Raw genomic sequence first — 15,625 nt, 5'->3', positions numbered from 1 at the left:
GATCTCGTGCACCGTCCGCGACACACGCGGGCAGGAGATCGCCGCGGCATGCGGCCAGTTGGCCGCCGACGAACGATGAGTTCTGACGAACGATGAGTCAGTTCTAGCGTCGCCAGGTGCCCTTGCGCGGGATCATCTTGTATCCCGCGAAACCGATCAGACCGACGGCGATCACGATGAGGTAGATGTCCTCGACGTGGCCGACATGGTTGCCGACCAGCATGGCCAGGCAGATCAGGCCCGAGACGAACGCGGCGATCGCGTAGGTACGGGGTGCGGTACCGCTCCAGCCGAAGCGGGCCGACGGCGCATCGGCCGGCTCGCGGACCCAGCCGGTATCGATCTGTTCGACCTCAGTGCTTGCCACGTCCACTCCTTATGACAGCCGGTAGTAGTTCGGGCTACAGCATAACCCGCGGGGTGCGGCGAGTACGCACGCGGTGGAGTGCGGCGCGCTCTGTCCTCTCTCCGCGTGCACGTCCGCGCCACGGGTGCGTCACAATGGCTTCCGTGAGGACACGCGTATTGATTCTCGGCTCGACGGGATCCATCGGCACCCAGGCGTTGGAGGTGATCGCCGAACACCCCGATCGGTTCGAAGCCGTCGGCCTCGGAGCGGGCGGCGGCAACCTCGAAGTCCTCGGTCGGCAGATCGCCGCGACCGGCCTCGTCCCGTCGCGGATCGCGGTGGCCGACGCCGAAGCCGCGGCGGCGTTGGCGGACCGGATCGGCGACGGTGTCCTGGCGGGTGAGGACGCCATGGTCCGCTTGATCGAGACCGTCGAGGCGGATGTCGTCTTGAACGGTGTCGTCGGAGCGCTCGGTCTGCGCCCGAGCCTCGCCGCTCTTCGCAGCGGAGCCCGGTTGGCGCTCGCCAACAAGGAGTCCCTCGTCGCGGGCGGATCACTCGTCCTCGACGCTGCGGCGGCCGGCCAGATCGTCCCCGTCGACTCCGAACACTCGGCGATCGCCCAGTGCCTGCGCGGGGGATCGGCAGACGAAGTCGACCGCCTTGTGCTCACAGCGTCGGGCGGACCGTTCCGGGGTTGGACAGCCGACCAGGTCCGGGACGTGACTCCAGAACAGGCGGGCAAGCACCCGACGTGGTCGATGGGTCCGATGATCACCCTCAACTCGGCGACCCTGGTCAACAAGGCGTTGGAAGTCATCGAAGCGCACCTGCTGTTCGACGTGCCCTACGACCGGATCGACGTGACCGTCCACCCGCAGTCGATCGTCCACTCGATGGTGACCTTCGTCGACGGCGCGACCATCGCGAAGGCGTCGCCCCCGAGTATGAAGCTGCCGATCGCGCTGGCGCTCGGCTGGCCGGATCGAGTTCCGGGGTCGTCGGCCGCGTGCGATTGGACACAATCGGCGACCTGGACGTTCGAGCCGGTAGACGACGACGTGTTCCCGGCGATCTCGCTGGCTCGCCAGGCGGGAACCGCCGGCGGGAGTCTGACAGCCGTGTTCAACGCGGCGAACGAAGTCGCCGCCGACGGGTTCTTCGCGGGAGCCATCGAGTTTCCACGGATCGTCGGCACCATCGCCGACGTCCTCGCCGACGCCGGTCAGTGGTCGTCGCCGCCGGGTACTCTGGACGAGGTTCTGGCAGCGGACCGGTGGGCGCGCGACCGTGCGGCAACCCTGGTCACTGCCGCCTCGAAGTGATCTGAGCGGAGTCGGTAGTTGAGTTTCGTCCTGGGCATCGTGCTGTTCGCGACCGCGCTGCTGATCTCGATCGCGTGGCATGAGCTCGGACACCACCTTGCGGCGAAGGCGACGGGCATGAAGGTCCGTCGCTTCTTCGTCGGTTTCGGGCCGACAGTCTGGTCGACGCATGTGGGGGAGACTGAGTACGGACTCAAGGCGATCCCGCTCGGCGGATTCTGTGATATCGCCGGTATGACGCCCCACGATGAACTGTCGGTCACTGAACGGGGCCGCGCCATGTACCAGCAGAAGACGTGGAAGCGCCTGGTGGTGATGATCGCCGGCCCGGTGCAGAACTTCATTCTCGGTTTCATCCTGATCATCGTGCTGGCTCTCGGGTGGGGGTTGCCGATTCTCGGCGACCAGCCGGTTCATGCGACCGCGCTCTCATGCGTTGCGCCGACGACGGATGCGAAAGGTAATCTGGTCGAGTGCACCGGTCCAGCCCCCGCCCAGGAGGCCGGGCTACGCGTGGGAGACCAGATCGTCGCGGTGAACGGCGCGTCGGTCGCCAGCTCGTCCGACCTCGTCGACAAGGTGCGCGACGCGATGTCGACCGCACGGCTCACCGTGGAACGGGACGGCCAGACGATGGACGTGAGGATCCCGGTCACCCAGGTGCAGCGCATGGCAGAGAAGGACGACGGCACACTCGTCCCGGTCACAGTCCCTGCGATAGGCGTGACCCTCGATCGGGTCACCGTCGCGCACTACGACTGGAGCTCAGTGTGGGGCGGGGCCGTATCGTTCACCGGCGACATCGCCGAGGAGACCGTCAAGTCGCTGGCCTCGCTCCCGTCCAAGATCGACGACCTGTGGACCGCGGTCACCGGCGGTGAGCGCGCCGACGACACCCCGGTCAGCGTCGTCGGCGCATCGAGGCTCGGCGGTGAGGCGGTCGAGCGCGGGTACTGGGACCTGTTCTTCGGGCTGCTGCTGAGCATCAACTTCTTCCTCGGAGCCTTCAACCTCGTGCCGCTGTTGCCGCTCGACGGCGGGCACATGATCATCGCGATCTACGAGAAGATCCGTAACTCGATCCGCCGTGCCTTCGGGCGATCGGACGGTGCACCCGTCGACTACTACAAACTGCTGCCGCTGACGTACGCGGTCGTTGCGGTGATGGCTGCGTTCATGGTGCTGACCGTGACGGCCGACATCATCAACCCGATCCGTATCTTCTGACCGGTAGTCTGGCTAGCGAATATAGGAGTGATGTCAATGACCGAATCGTCCGGACCGTTGGCCGTAGGCCTCGGGATGCCCTCCGGGCCGCCGCCGGTGCTCGCGCCGCGCCGGCAGACCCGACAGATCCAGGTCGGATCCGTCGGCGTCGGTAGCGACCATCCGATCTCAGTGCAATCGATGTGCACCACCAAAACGCACGATGTGAATGCGACGCTGCAGCAGATCGCCGAGCTGACGGCGTCTGGCTGCGACATGGTGCGCGTCGCCTGTCCGCGTCAGGAGGACGCCGATGCGCTCGAGACGATCGCACGGAAGTCGAAGATCCCGGTGATCGCGGACATTCATTTCCAGCCGAAGTACATCTTTGCCGCGATCGACGCGGGCTGTGCTGCGGTCCGCGTCAACCCCGGCAATATCAAAGAGTTCGACGGGCGCGTCAAAGAGGTCGCGAAGGCCGCAGGCGATGCGGGCATTCCGATCCGTATCGGCGTCAACGCCGGGTCCCTGGATCCGCGACTGCTCAAGAAATACGGGAAGGCGACGCCCGAGGCGCTCGTCGAATCCGCGTTGTGGGAGGCGAGTCTGTTCGAGGAGCACGGATTCGGCGACATCAAGATCTCGGTGAAGCACAACGATCCGGTGATCATGGTCGAGGCCTACCGTCAGCTCGCAGCCCAGAGCGACTATCCGCTGCACCTCGGCGTCACCGAGGCGGGTCCGGCATTCCAGGGCACCATCAAGTCGGCGGTCGCGTTCGGGTCGCTGCTCTCTGAAGGGATCGGCGACACGATCCGAGTCTCCCTGTCGGCGCCACCCGCCGAGGAGATCAAGGTCGGCGACGCCATCCTGCAGTCGCTCAACCTGCGTCCCCGCAAACTGGAGATCGTCTCCTGCCCGTCGTGCGGTCGCGCTCAGGTCGACGTGTACAAGCTGGCCAACGAGGTCAGCGCAGGGCTCGAAGGCATGGAGGTCCCGTTGCGGGTCGCCGTGATGGGCTGCGTCGTCAACGGGCCGGGCGAAGCGCGTGAGGCGGACTTGGGCGTGGCATCCGGGAACGGCAAAGGACAGATCTTCATCAAGGGCGAAGTCGTCAAAACCGTCCCCGAAGCGGAGATCGTCGAGACATTGATCGCCGAAGCGCTGCGTATCGCAGAGAACACAGAGGACACTGGAAGCGGGGCACCGACGGTGTCCGTCGGTTGATGTCCCAGTCCGTGAGTCCGTCACTGACCTGACCATCGGAGGTGCGACGTGCTTCGACTGCTCGGCGGCCGCCCGCTCGGGGCGCGGGACGCGGAAGCGGTCACGCGTGCCCTCGACACGGATCCGGTCGCGTCGTGCATGGTGGCCGCTCGAGTGGAGGCGTACGGGGTCATCCCTCGACTGCTCGGCGGCGAGATGTGGAGTGCGTCGACGCCGGAGGAGTCGCTGTGCTTCGCGGGTGCCAACCTGATGCCGCTCGTCGGTGACACCAACGACCTCGATTACTTCGCCGATCGGGTGCTCGCCGCCCCGCGCATGTGCACGTCGGTCGTCGGCGACACAGAACTCGCACTCGGAATGTGGGATCGGGTCGAAGCCGAGTGGGGGAGCCCCCGCGAGATACGGCCCGAGCAGCCATTGCTCGCGCTGCGCGGCGCGCCCGCGATCGAACCGGACCAGAATGTCCGCCTGGTATGCAGTGCCGACCTGGACGTCTACTTTCCCGCGGCCGTCGAGATGTTCCGTGGCGAGGTCGGCGTCGACCCGTGCGCGAGCGACGGTGGACGTTCGTACCGCAGGCGTCTGGCGGCGCTGATCTCGGCGCGACGGGTGTTCGCCCGCTTCGAGGACGGTCGCGTGGTCTACAAGGCGGAGATCGGCTCCATGTCTCGCCGCGTCGGACAGATCCAGGGCGTCTGGGTGGACCCCGATGAGCGGGGCAGGGGACTCGGCGCATCCGGGACCGCAGCCGTCGCGGCCGCGATCGCCCGGCAAGGACGGATAGCGAGCCTGTACGTCAACAGTTTCAACACCGCGGCGCGCGCCACGTATCGCACCGTCGGGTTCGACCAAGTGGGGACGTTCGCCACAGTCCTCGTCGACTGACCCGATACTCTCGTCCACGATGCATCTCCGACGAACTCTCGCTGCGCTGTGCGCGCTCCTGCTCGCTGTGACAGCTGCCGCTTGCGCGTCGGACGACGACGGACCGCGTGCTGCCGCCGACGCGTTCGTCGGTGCGTTCGCCGATCACGACGTCGACGGTGCCGCGTCGAAGACCACCGCGCCCGACCGCGCTCGGACCGTGTTGGCGGGCGCCTGGGAGGGACTGGCGGCGCAGTCGCTGTCCGCGCGGACCGGGCGCGTCCACGTCGACCAGGACATCGCGGACGTCGACGTCACCTACACGTGGACCCTGCCCCGCGGACGCACCTGGGAGTACGAGACGACGCTCCCGATGGGGCGTAGCGACACCGGTTGGACCGTCCGGTGGGCATCGACAGCCGTCCACCCGCATCTCGGCGCCGACCAACGACTCCTGCTCAGTGATCTCAGTCCGCCGCGCGCGTCGGTCAACGAGTCGGACGGGACAGAGGTCATGGTGAACGGGACCGTCACTTCCGTGTCGTTCGACGGCCATGCGGCGATCGAGGGCGGCGACGTCGTAGGTTCTGCGGAACGGCTGGTGCAGGTGATGGGACCCTTCGTGCCGGGGCTGTCGGTGCAGCGGCTCGCCGAACAGGCGACGGCGTCGGACGAGCCCTTATCGATCGGCGTAGTGCCCGCCGGCGACGTGGAGCGGCTTCGCGGGGATCTGGACCTGCCGGGCATCGTGGTGAGCGAGCGGTCGGTACTGCAGCCGCGTGACCCGCGATTCGCGTCGGCTGTGCTGACGAGAGTTGCGAACACGGTCGGCGCCGACGTCGTCGGGAAGCCGGGATGGCAAGTGGCCGTGGTGAATCCGAACGGCGTGTTGGCCGACGTCGTGCACCAGCAGCAGAGCGTTCCTGCGCCCGCGGTGTCGTTGACACTGTCGCGTTCGGTGCAGGATGCGGCGCAACGTGCGGTGAGTACGGTGCAGGGGCATGCGGCGATGACTGTCGCGATCCAGGCGTCGACCGGAAAGATCCTTGCGATCGCGCAGAACGGCGACGCCGATCGGGTCGGCCTGCCTGCGACGGCCGGGCAGTATCCGCCCGGCTCGACGTTCAAGATGGTCACGTCGGCCGCGGCGATGACCGCCGATCTGTCGCGTCCGGACGCGATGGTGAACTGTCCGGGCGAGATCACCATCGGCGACCGCACCATCCCCAACTACGACGGATTCGCGCTCGGCGCGGTGACCTTGCAGCAGGCGTTCGCCGCATCGTGCAATACGACGTTCGCCCACCTCGCATCGCAGATGGGTCCCTCCGATCTCGCGCATGCCGGAGCGGCGATGGGACTCGGCTCCGACTACGACATCGCAGGCATCGAAGCCGAGTCCGGCTCAGTCCCGATCGAGCCGCGCCTGGTGCTGCGCAGCGAGGACGGCTTCGGTCAGGGGACGGTGCTGGCGAGCCCCCTCGGTATGGCCCTGGTGGCTGCGACGGCGAGCACCGGTCGACTGCCCGTGCCGCAGTTGATCAACGGCCGCGAGACGAAGGTGACCGGACCGGACGTCTCATTGGACGGCGATGTCTATGCGCGACTGCGACCGATGATGCGGGCCGTGGTCACCGAGGGAACTGCGTCGTCGATCGCCGATCAGGGTGAGGTGTTCGGTAAGACCGGTGAGGCTGAAGTGAACGGCGGGTCCCACGCGTGGTTCGCGGGCTACCGGGGAGACATCGCCTTCGCGACGCTCATCGTCCTCGGCGGCGGTTCGGACACGGCAGTCGGCATCACGCGTGACTTCCTCGCCGGGATCCCCGCAGATTTCCGTCCCTGACGCTGTGCGTCGGGTACGGAGCTGCATGGTCGGGGTCGGCGCTGATCGAAGGTCACCGTCGCGGGACGATCATCCGTTCGCCGGTCTCGGGGTGATCGAACACCATCACCGGGTGGTCGTACGTGCTCGAGAGGAGTTCTTCGGTCATCACATCCGCGACCGGGCCGACGGCACGGACGATACCGTCCTTCATGACGGCGACGCGGTCGGCGTACGCGGCGGCCAGCGACAGGTCGTGGAGTACGAGCAGCACGGTGGCGCCGGCCCTCGCCCGCGCCGACAGAATCGTCAGGACCTGTTCGCTGTGTCCGATGTCGAGGGCCGCGGTCGGTTCGTCGAGCAGCAGGACCGGCGTGTGTTGGGCGAGGCATCGTGCGAGTGACACGCGGGCCTGTTGCCCACCGGACAGGTGGGCGAAGGGGCGATCGACGAGGTCGTCGAGCGAGCATTCGGAGACGGCGGCGTCGATCAACTCCTCTGAGTGGGCTGCCTCCGGCGTGCGGGTCCACGGGTAGCGGCCCATCTCGACGACTTCTCGGACTGTGAACGGAGTGTCCAGTCGATTCGACTGGGTGACAAGCGACCGGAGCCGGGCGAGCGAGGATGCGTCGACCCGAGCGACATCTTCGTCGCCGATCATCACTGTGCCGCTCGCGGGTTTTCGGATTCCGGAGATCGCCGACAGGAGCGTCGACTTTCCGCATCCGTTCGGTCCGACGAGCGCAACGAGTTCGCCAGGTGCGACGTCGAATGTCACATCGCGCACTACCCGGTGGCGACCGAGTTCGATGTTGACGGAGTCGATGGAGACCGGCGCTCCGGCACGTGTAGCGATCACCATCCGGCACCTGCGCTACGTCGACGCAACAGAATGAAGAAGGCAGGCCCGCCGATCAGCGAGGTCAGCATGCCGAGGGGGAGTTCGCCCTCGGTGAGCGTGCGGGCCGCGAGGTCGGCAGCCGCGACTACGAGTGCGCCGCCGAGGGCGCTGGCCGGCAGGAGAATGGCGTGCCGCGGCCCCACGATCAGACGCATCACGTGCGGGACGATGAGGCCTACGAACATCAAGATTCCGGTGAACGCGACGCCTGCGGCCGTGAGGATCGCGACCAGCACGATCACCTGGCGGCGGACGACTTCGACATTGACGCCGAGGGAGGCGGCCTGCACCTCGCCGAGAGCGAGGAGGTCGAGTTTGCGGACCAGTACCATTCCGCCCGCGAACCCAGCGACCACGAGCGGTGCGACGATCTTGACCTGGTCCCAGGTCACGTTGCCTGCCAGCGATCCGAGCTGCCAGAAGACGATCTGTTCGCGAGCTGCTGTGCTCGCGACGTAGGTGAGGTACGCGATGATGCCGAGTGCGAACGCGTTCACCGCAATACCGGTCAGCACGAGCATCACGGTGGAGGACGCGCCGTCGCGCATGCTCAGCGTGTACACGGCGAAGGTGGTGAGCAGCCCGAACAGTCCGGCCGCACCCGCGATAGCCCAGCCGTTGGTGCCGGTGCCGCCGATGACGATCATGAGGCACGCGCCGACCGCTGCTCCCGACGAGATTCCGATGATGCCGGGTTCGGCGAGCGGGTTGGACAGCATGCCCTGCAGGAGGCAGCCCGCGGCGCCGAGCGCGACACCTACCAGCAGGCCGACGACGATGCGTGGGAAACGCGTGACCCACAGCGCGTTCTCACCGTTCGGGTGCGACGGCAGCGGCCCGATGTCCAGGTGCCAGTGGTGAGCGATGGAGCCGAGGACTTCGGCGGGCGATACATGCACCGCGCCGGTGCCCGCCGAGAAGACGACGATCACGCCGAGTAGCAGGAGCAGGATTCCGCAGGTGATAGCGGTACGGCTGCGGGAGACGTGCAAGACCCGGGCGCGGAGCGTCGACCCGTCAGACATAGATCGCCTTTGCGAGCGACTGCAACACCTGGCCGGTGTCGGGACCGAACATGAGGATCTGGGTCTCGTCCATCGCGACGATCCGCTTGGCGCGGCCCGCCTTCGTCTCGGCGACGGCGGGCATCTGGAGAACTGCGTCCATGCCGCCGACGGAGTCCGCGCCTTGCGTCATGACGAGGAGCACGTCGGGATCTGCCCGCACCATCTTCTCGGTGCTCACCTGTGTGAAGGGAGCCGACAGGCCCGCCTTGGTTCCGGCGTCGACGCCGCCGAGTTGCTCGATGAGGTCGTCGGCGCCTGAGTCGGGGCCCGCTAACAGGATGAGATGTTCACCGCGGATGTACAGGAACGCAATCGTCGGGTCGCCGGACGGGTCGGGTATCGAACGCTTGGCCTGGTCGATCTGGGCTTGTGTCCGGTCGACCAGTTTCTCGCCCGCCTCGGGGACGCCGAGTGCGGCCGCGACGTCGCGGATCAGCTTCGGTGAACTCGCGACCGACCGCTCGGAGTCGAAGGTCACGACGTCGATACCGGAGTCCCGAAGGGCGCCGACCGCCGTCGTCGGGTTGGCGTCGGTACCCGCCAGAACGATCGTCGGGTTGGCGTCGAGGACGCGCTCGGTGTTGATCGTGTGACCGGTCTCGGTCACTTCCGGGACGCCTGCCGCGGACGGGAAGGTCGTCGACTTGTCGCGACCGACGACGTGCGGCCCGAGACCGAGCGCGTAGACGATGGTGCCGAGTGTGCCGTTTCGGTCGAGGGCGATGATTCGGTCCGACTTCGCGGGCGCCGGTGTATCGCGCTGCACCGGGACGACGTCCGTGTCCGCGATGCGGGCGAGGGTCGGACCGGATCGAAGGGGAGCGGCCGACTCGGATTGCCGGGCGCCGGTATCGATGGGTTCGGTGGTACATCCGGTCACGGCGAGCAGCACGACGGCGACAGGGGCACCGACGGCGAGTAGCGCGCGCCGCGCTGCGCCGATGCGCGAAGAGTGGACCACTGTCGAGCCTGCCTACCTTGCACTCGTGACCTCACACCGAATCGTGAACTCACACCTGAATTGACGGTTAGGAACACCTTACCTAGCCGCGGTGACGGGCGATCGTTCGGTCCCAGCGGTGCCGCGCGTAGCTGGGAGGTGAGAGACCGCAGGTGAAGTGAGGCTGGGAAGTGAAGCAGACCGTGACGTGAAATAGTCGAGGTATGACAGTTCGTTCTCCGTTGACCCCCGGCGTCGTCTCGCCGACTCTGCACGTGCCCGACTCCATCGAACGCCCGGAGTACGCGTGGAAGGACACCGTTCACGAAGGTCACGAGCCGTGGGTGCAGACCCCGGAGACCATCGAGAAGATGCGGGTCGCGTCGAGGATCGCGGCTAACGCGCTCGCCGAGGCCGGCCGCGCCGTCGAACCTGGCGTCACCACCGACCAACTCGACCGGATCGCTCACGAGTACATGGTCGACCACGGGGCGTACCCGTCGACTCTCGGGTACAAAGCGTTCCCGAAATCCTGCTGTACCTCGCTCAACGAAGTGATCTGCCACGGGATCCCCGACTCGACGGTCGTCGAGGACGGCGACATCGTGAACATCGACGTGACGGCGTACATCGACGGTGTGCACGGGGACACCAACGCTACGTTCCTCGCGGGTGACGTCTCGCAGGAGGCACGGGACCTCGTCGAACGCACCAGGACCGCGACCGAGCGTGCGATCAAAGCCGTCAAGCCGGGCCGCGCGCTGAACGTGGTCGGCCGGGTCATCGAGGCTTACGCGAATCGGTTCGGATACAACGTGGTCCGCGACTTCACCGGTCACGGCATCGGCGAGACCTTCCACAACGGGCTCGTCGTGCTCCACTACGACCAGCCCGCCGTCGACACGGTCCTCGAGCCGGGCATGGTGTTCACCATCGAACCGATGATCAACCTCGGCGGACTCGATTGGGAGATGTGGGACGACGACTGGACTGTTGTCACCGCAGACCGGCGATGGACCGCCCAGTTCGAGCACACACTCGTCGTGACCGACACCGGCGCCGAGGTCCTCACCCTGCCCGACGCATGAGACCGGGCGGCGCGTTACTGGTGGGCGGAACGAGCAGTGACGCGGGGAAGAGCCTGATAGTCGCGGGACTGTGTCGGGCGTTGGCGCGTGAGGGCGTGCGGGTGGCACCGTTCAAAGCCCAGAACATGTCGAACAACTCTGCCGTCACCGTCGATGGCGGCGAGATCGGCCGCGCTCAGGCACTACAGGCCACCGCATGCGGCCTTCTCCCGGACACCCGCTTCAACCCGGTTCTCCTCAAACCCGGAAGCGAGAAACGATCGCACGTCATCGTTCGGGGCCGACCGTACGGCGACGTCGGTGCAGCGGACTATCACGCGCGTCGCACCGAACTGGCCGATGTCGTCGCTGCTGAACTCGCGTCTTTGCGTCGCGAGTTCGACGTGGTGATCTGTGAAGGCGCGGGGTCGATCGCCGAAGTGAACCTGCGGGCCACCGACATCGCGAACATGGGCCTGGCCCGCGCAGCGCAGATCCCGGTGTTACTGGTGACCGACATCGACCGCGGCGGCTCCCTCGCGCATCTATTCGGCACGCTCGCGCTCCTTGAACCTGCCGATCAGGCGCTCGTCGCGGGCTTCGTGGTGAACAAGTTCCGCGGCGATCGGTCTCTGCTCACACCCGGCCTGGACACGATCGGCGAGCGCACCGGACGCCCGACCCTCGGCGTGTTGCCGTATGCCGACGACCTGTGGATCGACGCCGAGGACTCGCTCGCTTCGCCGGTGGGACGACGTGTCGGCGGCCGCGACGCGTATACCGGCGGGCCGAGGCTGACAGTGGCCGCGATCCGGTTTCCCCGCACCTCGAACACCACAGATGTCGAAGCACTCGCGTGCGAACCCGACGTCGATGTGACCTGGGTGGACGATCCGGCCGCGGTACGATCCGCCGACCTCGTCGTACTGCCCGGCTCGCGCGCGACGGTCGCCGACCTCGACTGGCTTCGCGAACGCGGCCTCGCCGACGCCGTCGTCGAACGCGCACGGGCGGCCCGGCCGGTGCTCGGGATCTGTGGAGGCTTCCAGATGCTCGCGCGCCGGATCACCGATTCGGTCGAGTCGGGGCGGGGAGAGGTCGACGGTCTCGGCCTGCTCGACGTCGACATCGTGTTCCGGAACGATAAGACGCTCCGTCCGTTCGTCGGGCACAGCGGGCCCGATCCGGTATCCGGGTATGAGATCCACCACGGTGTGATTTCTCGCAGCGCCGAGGCCACCTGGCTCGTCGACGACCAGACCGGCCCGGAGGGGGCCCGCGCAGGCGCCGTGGCCGGCACTCACTGTCACGGTCTGCTCGACGCGGACGAGTTCCGACGCTCCTACCTGGTCGAAGTGGCGACGGCGGTGGACAAGTCCGGGTTCGTCCCCGCACCGCACGTGTCGGCTGCGGCGGTGCGCGAGACACAACTCGACGCGATAGCCGACTTGGTCACCTCACACCTGGACATGCGAGCCGTGCGCAGATTGCTGGCGGCGGGTGCCGGAGAACTGCCCACCGTCCTATCCTGGCTGAGTGGAGACCGAACACCTGACCATCGACCATGACGGCCTGAGTTTCGACGTACATCTGTCCGGACCCGCCCGCGGACCGGTCGCCGTGCTGTTGCACGGATTTCCGGTCGACTCGCGGTGCTGGGACCCGGTGATCGGGCGCCTGCACGACTCCGGTCTGCGTACGGTCGCCATCGATCAGCGCGGCTACAGCCCGGGCGCACGACCTGAGGGCGTCGACGCGTACACGCTGGACACGCTGACCGGTGATGTCCTCGCCATCCTCGGGCACCTCAACATCGCGTACTCGATGATCGTCGGCCACGACTGGGGCGGCATCGTCGCGTGGCACTTGGCTGCGAACAAACCGGACCGCTTCACCAGTCTCGTCGCCGTCAGCACGGGCCATCCGTCGGCCATGCGAGACGCGCTGACGGCCGGTGACCAGCGGGAGCGGTCGACGTACATCAAATGGCTCGTCGAACCCGATGCCGAGGACCGACTGGCGGCCGACGGCGGTGCCGCACTGCGCAAGTTCGGCGTGAGCGATGCGGAGATCGAGCCACTGCTGGAACCGGGAGCGCTCACCGGGCCGCTCAACTGGTATCGCGCCAACTTCACCGGCGACATCGCGACCAAGCTGGCATGCCCGCCCGTCGAGATCCCGACCACCATGGTGTGGAGTGACGCCGACACCGCGTTGGGCCGTGAACAGGCCGAACTCAGTGGCAGGTACGCCTACGGGGACTACCGCTTCTCGGTGATCCCCGGGGTTGACCACTGGGTGCCGCAGAACGCCGCACCCGCCGTGGCCAGCGAAGTGTCCCTGAGGTCCAGCCTGTTCTGAGGCGATTGATCCGAGCCCGCCGGGCTCGGATCAGGCCTCGAGCCCCAACAGCGCGTTCTCGAGCACTTCGGGCAGCGCCGGGTGGATCCAGTACTGGCCGCGCGCCATCTCGGGCGCCGTCAGCCCGAAACTCATCGCCTGGACGAGCGGTTGGATGATCGAGGACGCTTGCGCACCGAACAGGTGGGCTCCCACGATTCGCCCGCTGCTCCGTTCGGCGATCACCTTGCAGATGCCGTCGGTGTCCTCCATCGCCCACCCGTAGGCGACGTCCCCGTAGTTCTGCACCTTGACCGTGATGTCGATGCCCTGTTCGCGTGCCTGGTCCTCGGTGAGGCCGACCCCGGCGATCTGGGGATGGGTGAACACGGCCGCCGGGACGGCCCGGTAGTCGAACGAGTCGAGATCGTCGGCGTCCCACCCCTTGCACAGGTTGGCTTGGACGACGCGCTGCTCATGGTTCGCGACGTGCTTGAGCTGGTACGGCGAACTCACGTCTCCGAGTGCCCACACCCCGCGTGCGGGCGTTCGGCCATGCTCGTCGACCGGTACGCGTCCGTCGTCGGTGAGTGCGACACCGATGGTGTCCAGGCCGAGTCGGTCACCGTTCGGGGTACGGCCGGTCGCGACGAGCAGGGCGTCCGCCTCGACCGCATCGCCGTCGGCGAATTCGAGGCGCACCGAGCCGTCGGTGAGCTCGGACACGGATGTGACAGGCGAGTCGAGCCGGACATCCCACTGGCGGGAGGCGACTTCGGTGAACCGGTCGGCGATATCGGAGTCGAGGGCGCGCAACAGTTTCGGTCCGCGGGCGATCACGGTCACCTGGGTTCCGAGTGCCGAGAACACGTGCGCGAACTCGGCGCTGATGTATCCGCTGCCGAGGATCGCCAGTCGCCTCGGGAGTTCGGGGAGTCGCATCACATCGGTATTGGTGTGGAACTGCACCCCCGACTCGGCGACCACCTGGGGGACGTCGCTGCGCGCGCCTGCGGCCACGACGACCTCGGTGGCGAGCACCGTCTCGCCGTCGCCGGTCACCAGTCGATAGCGGCCCGTCTCCTCGTCGCGGCCATCGAACACGACATGGCTGGCGTAGACCGTCACGTTGTCGCAGCGTTCGACCCGGTACTCGCGTCCACCCGCTTCGATCGGGTCGATGCGACCGAACACGCGTGCCACGATCGCGGGCCAGTCGACGCCCTCGACACGCGCGTCGACCCCGTACTTCGCCGCGTCCCGTGCCGCCGCGGCGATGTCCGCGGCGTAGACGAACATCTTGGTCGGAATGCAGCCGACGTTCATGCACGTCCCGCCGAACAGACCCTCCTCGAAGATGGCGATGCTGGTCGTGTCGAAGCGCTCGTCGGGAATCGAGTTTCCGCTTCCGGCGCCGATGATCGCCAGATCGACCGTCCGCGGGGACTCGGCGGCTTCGGTTGCCTGTAGGGCCGGGGTTGCCTGATCCTGCGCTGTCATTCTCCGAACTCACTTTCCATCCAGGAGTCGACCTCCGCGTACGCGGTCTTACGCACAGCTTCTATCGACAAGAACACGTCATGGCGCGCGTCGGGTACAGCGACCGCGAGGACCCGCTGTCCGAGACAACCAGACCACTGGGCGATTTGTTTCACGTCCAGAACACAGTCCGCGGTGTCGACGACGGCATCGTACTGGCCCCGGAACGCCGACTTGTCCGACCGCAGGACGAGGGTGGGCACCCCGGAGTCGATGCCCGCGTGCACCTTCCGGTGTCCCGTGCGGACAGCCGTCATCCAGCCGAAGGTAGCGGGGAATCCGCCGAGTGGTTTGCGGACCAGGTCGTACGTCCATTCCCCGTGGACGTCGGAATGGAGACTGTCGCCGTACGCCGAAGAGAGGGGGCGAGGGATCGTCTGTTTGCCGCGGACCGTGCCGACTGCCGAGATAAGTCTGCCCGCGGCCGACGTCCGCAGTACCGGATCGCCCTGCAGGTCGAGCCACGGACTGTTCAGCAATAGGCCGATCACATGGCCGTGGCGCTCGGGATCGTCGGCCCGGAGCCGATCGAGCCACAGCGGCGCGACGAGCCCACCCGTCGAGTGCGCGGCGACGATCACCCGCGGAGACCCGCCAAGAGTGCTGACCTCGTCGGTAACGATATCGAGTGAGGCGTTGAGCTCTTCGTCGTAATGCGCGAGATCAGTCGTGTAGTGCGGTTGGTGGTGCGCAGCCAGCGATCGCCCGCATCTACGCAGGTCCAACGCGTAGAAGGCGTATCCGCGATCGTGGAAGAAGTCGGCGAGCTCGGTCTGGAAGAAGTAGTCGGTGAAGCCGTGCACATACAGAACTGCTCCGCGAGGCGTGTCGACCGCTCCCGGCTTGCGCACCAGGTGCGCGTTGATCGGATCCTCGCCGTCGGGATCGGGCGCAAGTGGGAGAGTGCGGACCTCGTAGCCCGCAAGGAATTCGTCGGGTCGCCAGTCGGTGATCACACCCCAACTCTAAGCCTTG

Annotated in this window: 14 protein-coding genes; 8 read left to right on the top strand and 6 right to left on the bottom strand. The window is 67.0% G+C overall.

Translation table 11 applies throughout. From position 1 onward, the window contains the following. Positions 1 to 103 precede the first annotated feature (103 nt). Entirely contained in the window at positions 104 to 367 is a 264-nt protein-coding gene (locus ACTIMF_RS01350) for a DUF2631 domain-containing protein (RefSeq protein ID WP_420040227.1), read from the bottom strand. Between the two features lie 134 nt (positions 368 to 501). Here ACTIMF_RS01350 and dxr point away from each other — a divergent pair, with 134 nt between their 5' ends. Genes dxr through ACTIMF_RS01325 form a run of 5 tightly spaced genes read left to right on the top strand, consistent with a single transcriptional unit; the run spans position 502 to position 6,817 of the window. Further along, the gene (dxr, locus tag ACTIMF_RS01345) at positions 502 to 1,674 is read left to right on the top strand and encodes a 1-deoxy-D-xylulose-5-phosphate reductoisomerase (RefSeq protein ID WP_442348471.1); all 1,173 of its coding nucleotides are present in this window, start codon (positions 502 to 504) and stop codon (positions 1,672 to 1,674) included. Between the two features lie 18 nt (positions 1,675 to 1,692). Continuing rightward, positions 1,693 to 2,901: a M50 family metallopeptidase gene (locus ACTIMF_RS01340; protein ID WP_442348470.1), complete on the top strand. Its 1,209-nt coding sequence runs from the start codon at positions 1,693 to 1,695 to the stop codon at positions 2,899 to 2,901. Between the two features lie 36 nt (positions 2,902 to 2,937). After that, the gene (gene ispG, locus ACTIMF_RS01335; RefSeq protein ID WP_442348469.1) at positions 2,938 to 4,107 is read left to right on the top strand and encodes a flavodoxin-dependent (E)-4-hydroxy-3-methylbut-2-enyl-diphosphate synthase; all 1,170 of its coding nucleotides are present in this window, start codon (positions 2,938 to 2,940) and stop codon (positions 4,105 to 4,107) included. A 48-nt stretch (positions 4,108 to 4,155) separates the two neighbouring features. Next, positions 4,156 to 4,992, top strand: a complete 837-nt coding sequence (locus ACTIMF_RS01330; RefSeq protein WP_442348468.1) for a GNAT family N-acetyltransferase — start codon at positions 4,156 to 4,158, stop codon at positions 4,990 to 4,992. A 19-nt stretch (positions 4,993 to 5,011) separates the two neighbouring features. Continuing rightward, the gene (locus tag ACTIMF_RS01325; RefSeq protein WP_442348467.1) at positions 5,012 to 6,817 is read left to right on the top strand and encodes a penicillin-binding transpeptidase domain-containing protein; all 1,806 of its coding nucleotides are present in this window, start codon (positions 5,012 to 5,014) and stop codon (positions 6,815 to 6,817) included. 52 nt (positions 6,818 to 6,869) lie between these two features. Here the strand turns inward: ACTIMF_RS01325 and ACTIMF_RS01320 are convergent, their stop codons facing one another. The 3 genes from ACTIMF_RS01320 to ACTIMF_RS01310 are packed head-to-tail and all read right to left on the bottom strand — an operon-like array spanning position 6,870 to position 9,725. Further along, positions 6,870 to 7,658, bottom strand: coding sequence for a heme ABC transporter ATP-binding protein (locus ACTIMF_RS01320; RefSeq protein WP_442348466.1), 789 nt, complete (start codon positions 7,656 to 7,658; stop codon positions 6,870 to 6,872). Continuing rightward, a complete protein-coding gene (locus ACTIMF_RS01315; protein WP_442348465.1) occupies positions 7,652 to 8,722 on the bottom strand; it encodes a FecCD family ABC transporter permease in 1,071 nt (356 codons plus the stop codon). The genes ACTIMF_RS01320 and ACTIMF_RS01315 overlap by 7 nt, the downstream gene beginning before the upstream one ends. After that, a complete protein-coding gene (locus ACTIMF_RS01310) occupies positions 8,715 to 9,725 on the bottom strand; it encodes a heme/hemin ABC transporter substrate-binding protein (RefSeq protein WP_442348464.1) in 1,011 nt (336 codons plus the stop codon). Before ACTIMF_RS01310 ends, ACTIMF_RS01315 begins: the two co-directional genes overlap by 8 nt. Positions 9,726 to 9,928: 203 nt before the next feature. Between ACTIMF_RS01310 and map the strand changes: the two genes are divergently transcribed. Genes map through ACTIMF_RS01295 form a run of 3 tightly spaced genes read left to right on the top strand, consistent with a single transcriptional unit; the run spans position 9,929 to position 13,132 of the window. Continuing rightward, complete coding sequence (gene map / locus ACTIMF_RS01305; RefSeq protein ID WP_442348463.1) at positions 9,929 to 10,792, top strand: type I methionyl aminopeptidase; 864 nt, start codon at positions 9,929 to 9,931, stop codon at positions 10,790 to 10,792. Then, complete coding sequence (locus ACTIMF_RS01300) at positions 10,789 to 12,339, top strand: cobyric acid synthase (protein ID WP_442348462.1); 1,551 nt, start codon at positions 10,789 to 10,791, stop codon at positions 12,337 to 12,339. The genes map and ACTIMF_RS01300 overlap by 4 nt, the downstream gene beginning before the upstream one ends. Continuing rightward, a complete protein-coding gene (locus ACTIMF_RS01295) occupies positions 12,308 to 13,132 on the top strand; it encodes an alpha/beta fold hydrolase (RefSeq protein ID WP_442348461.1) in 825 nt (274 codons plus the stop codon). Before ACTIMF_RS01300 ends, ACTIMF_RS01295 begins: the two co-directional genes overlap by 32 nt. 30 nt (positions 13,133 to 13,162) lie before the next feature. Here the strand turns inward: ACTIMF_RS01295 and mtr are convergent, their stop codons facing one another. Together mtr and ACTIMF_RS01285 are read right to left on the bottom strand one after the other, a co-directional pair. Beyond that, positions 13,163 to 14,611 carry a mycothione reductase gene (gene mtr, locus ACTIMF_RS01290; RefSeq protein WP_442348460.1) on the bottom strand — a complete coding sequence of 483 codons (1,449 nt, stop codon included), beginning with the start codon at positions 14,609 to 14,611 and terminating at the stop codon, positions 13,163 to 13,165. Further along, positions 14,608 to 15,606: an alpha/beta hydrolase gene (locus tag ACTIMF_RS01285; protein WP_442348459.1), complete on the bottom strand. Its 999-nt coding sequence runs from the start codon at positions 15,604 to 15,606 to the stop codon at positions 14,608 to 14,610. Before ACTIMF_RS01285 ends, mtr begins: the two co-directional genes overlap by 4 nt. Between the last annotated feature and the right edge of the window lie 19 nt (positions 15,607 to 15,625).

The organism is Gordonia sp. (in: high G+C Gram-positive bacteria) (assembly GCF_052106715.1).
In the GTDB taxonomy this organism is placed as follows: domain Bacteria; phylum Actinomycetota; class Actinomycetes; order Mycobacteriales; family Mycobacteriaceae; genus Gordonia.
This window is presented reverse-complemented; position numbering and strand designations above follow the sequence as displayed.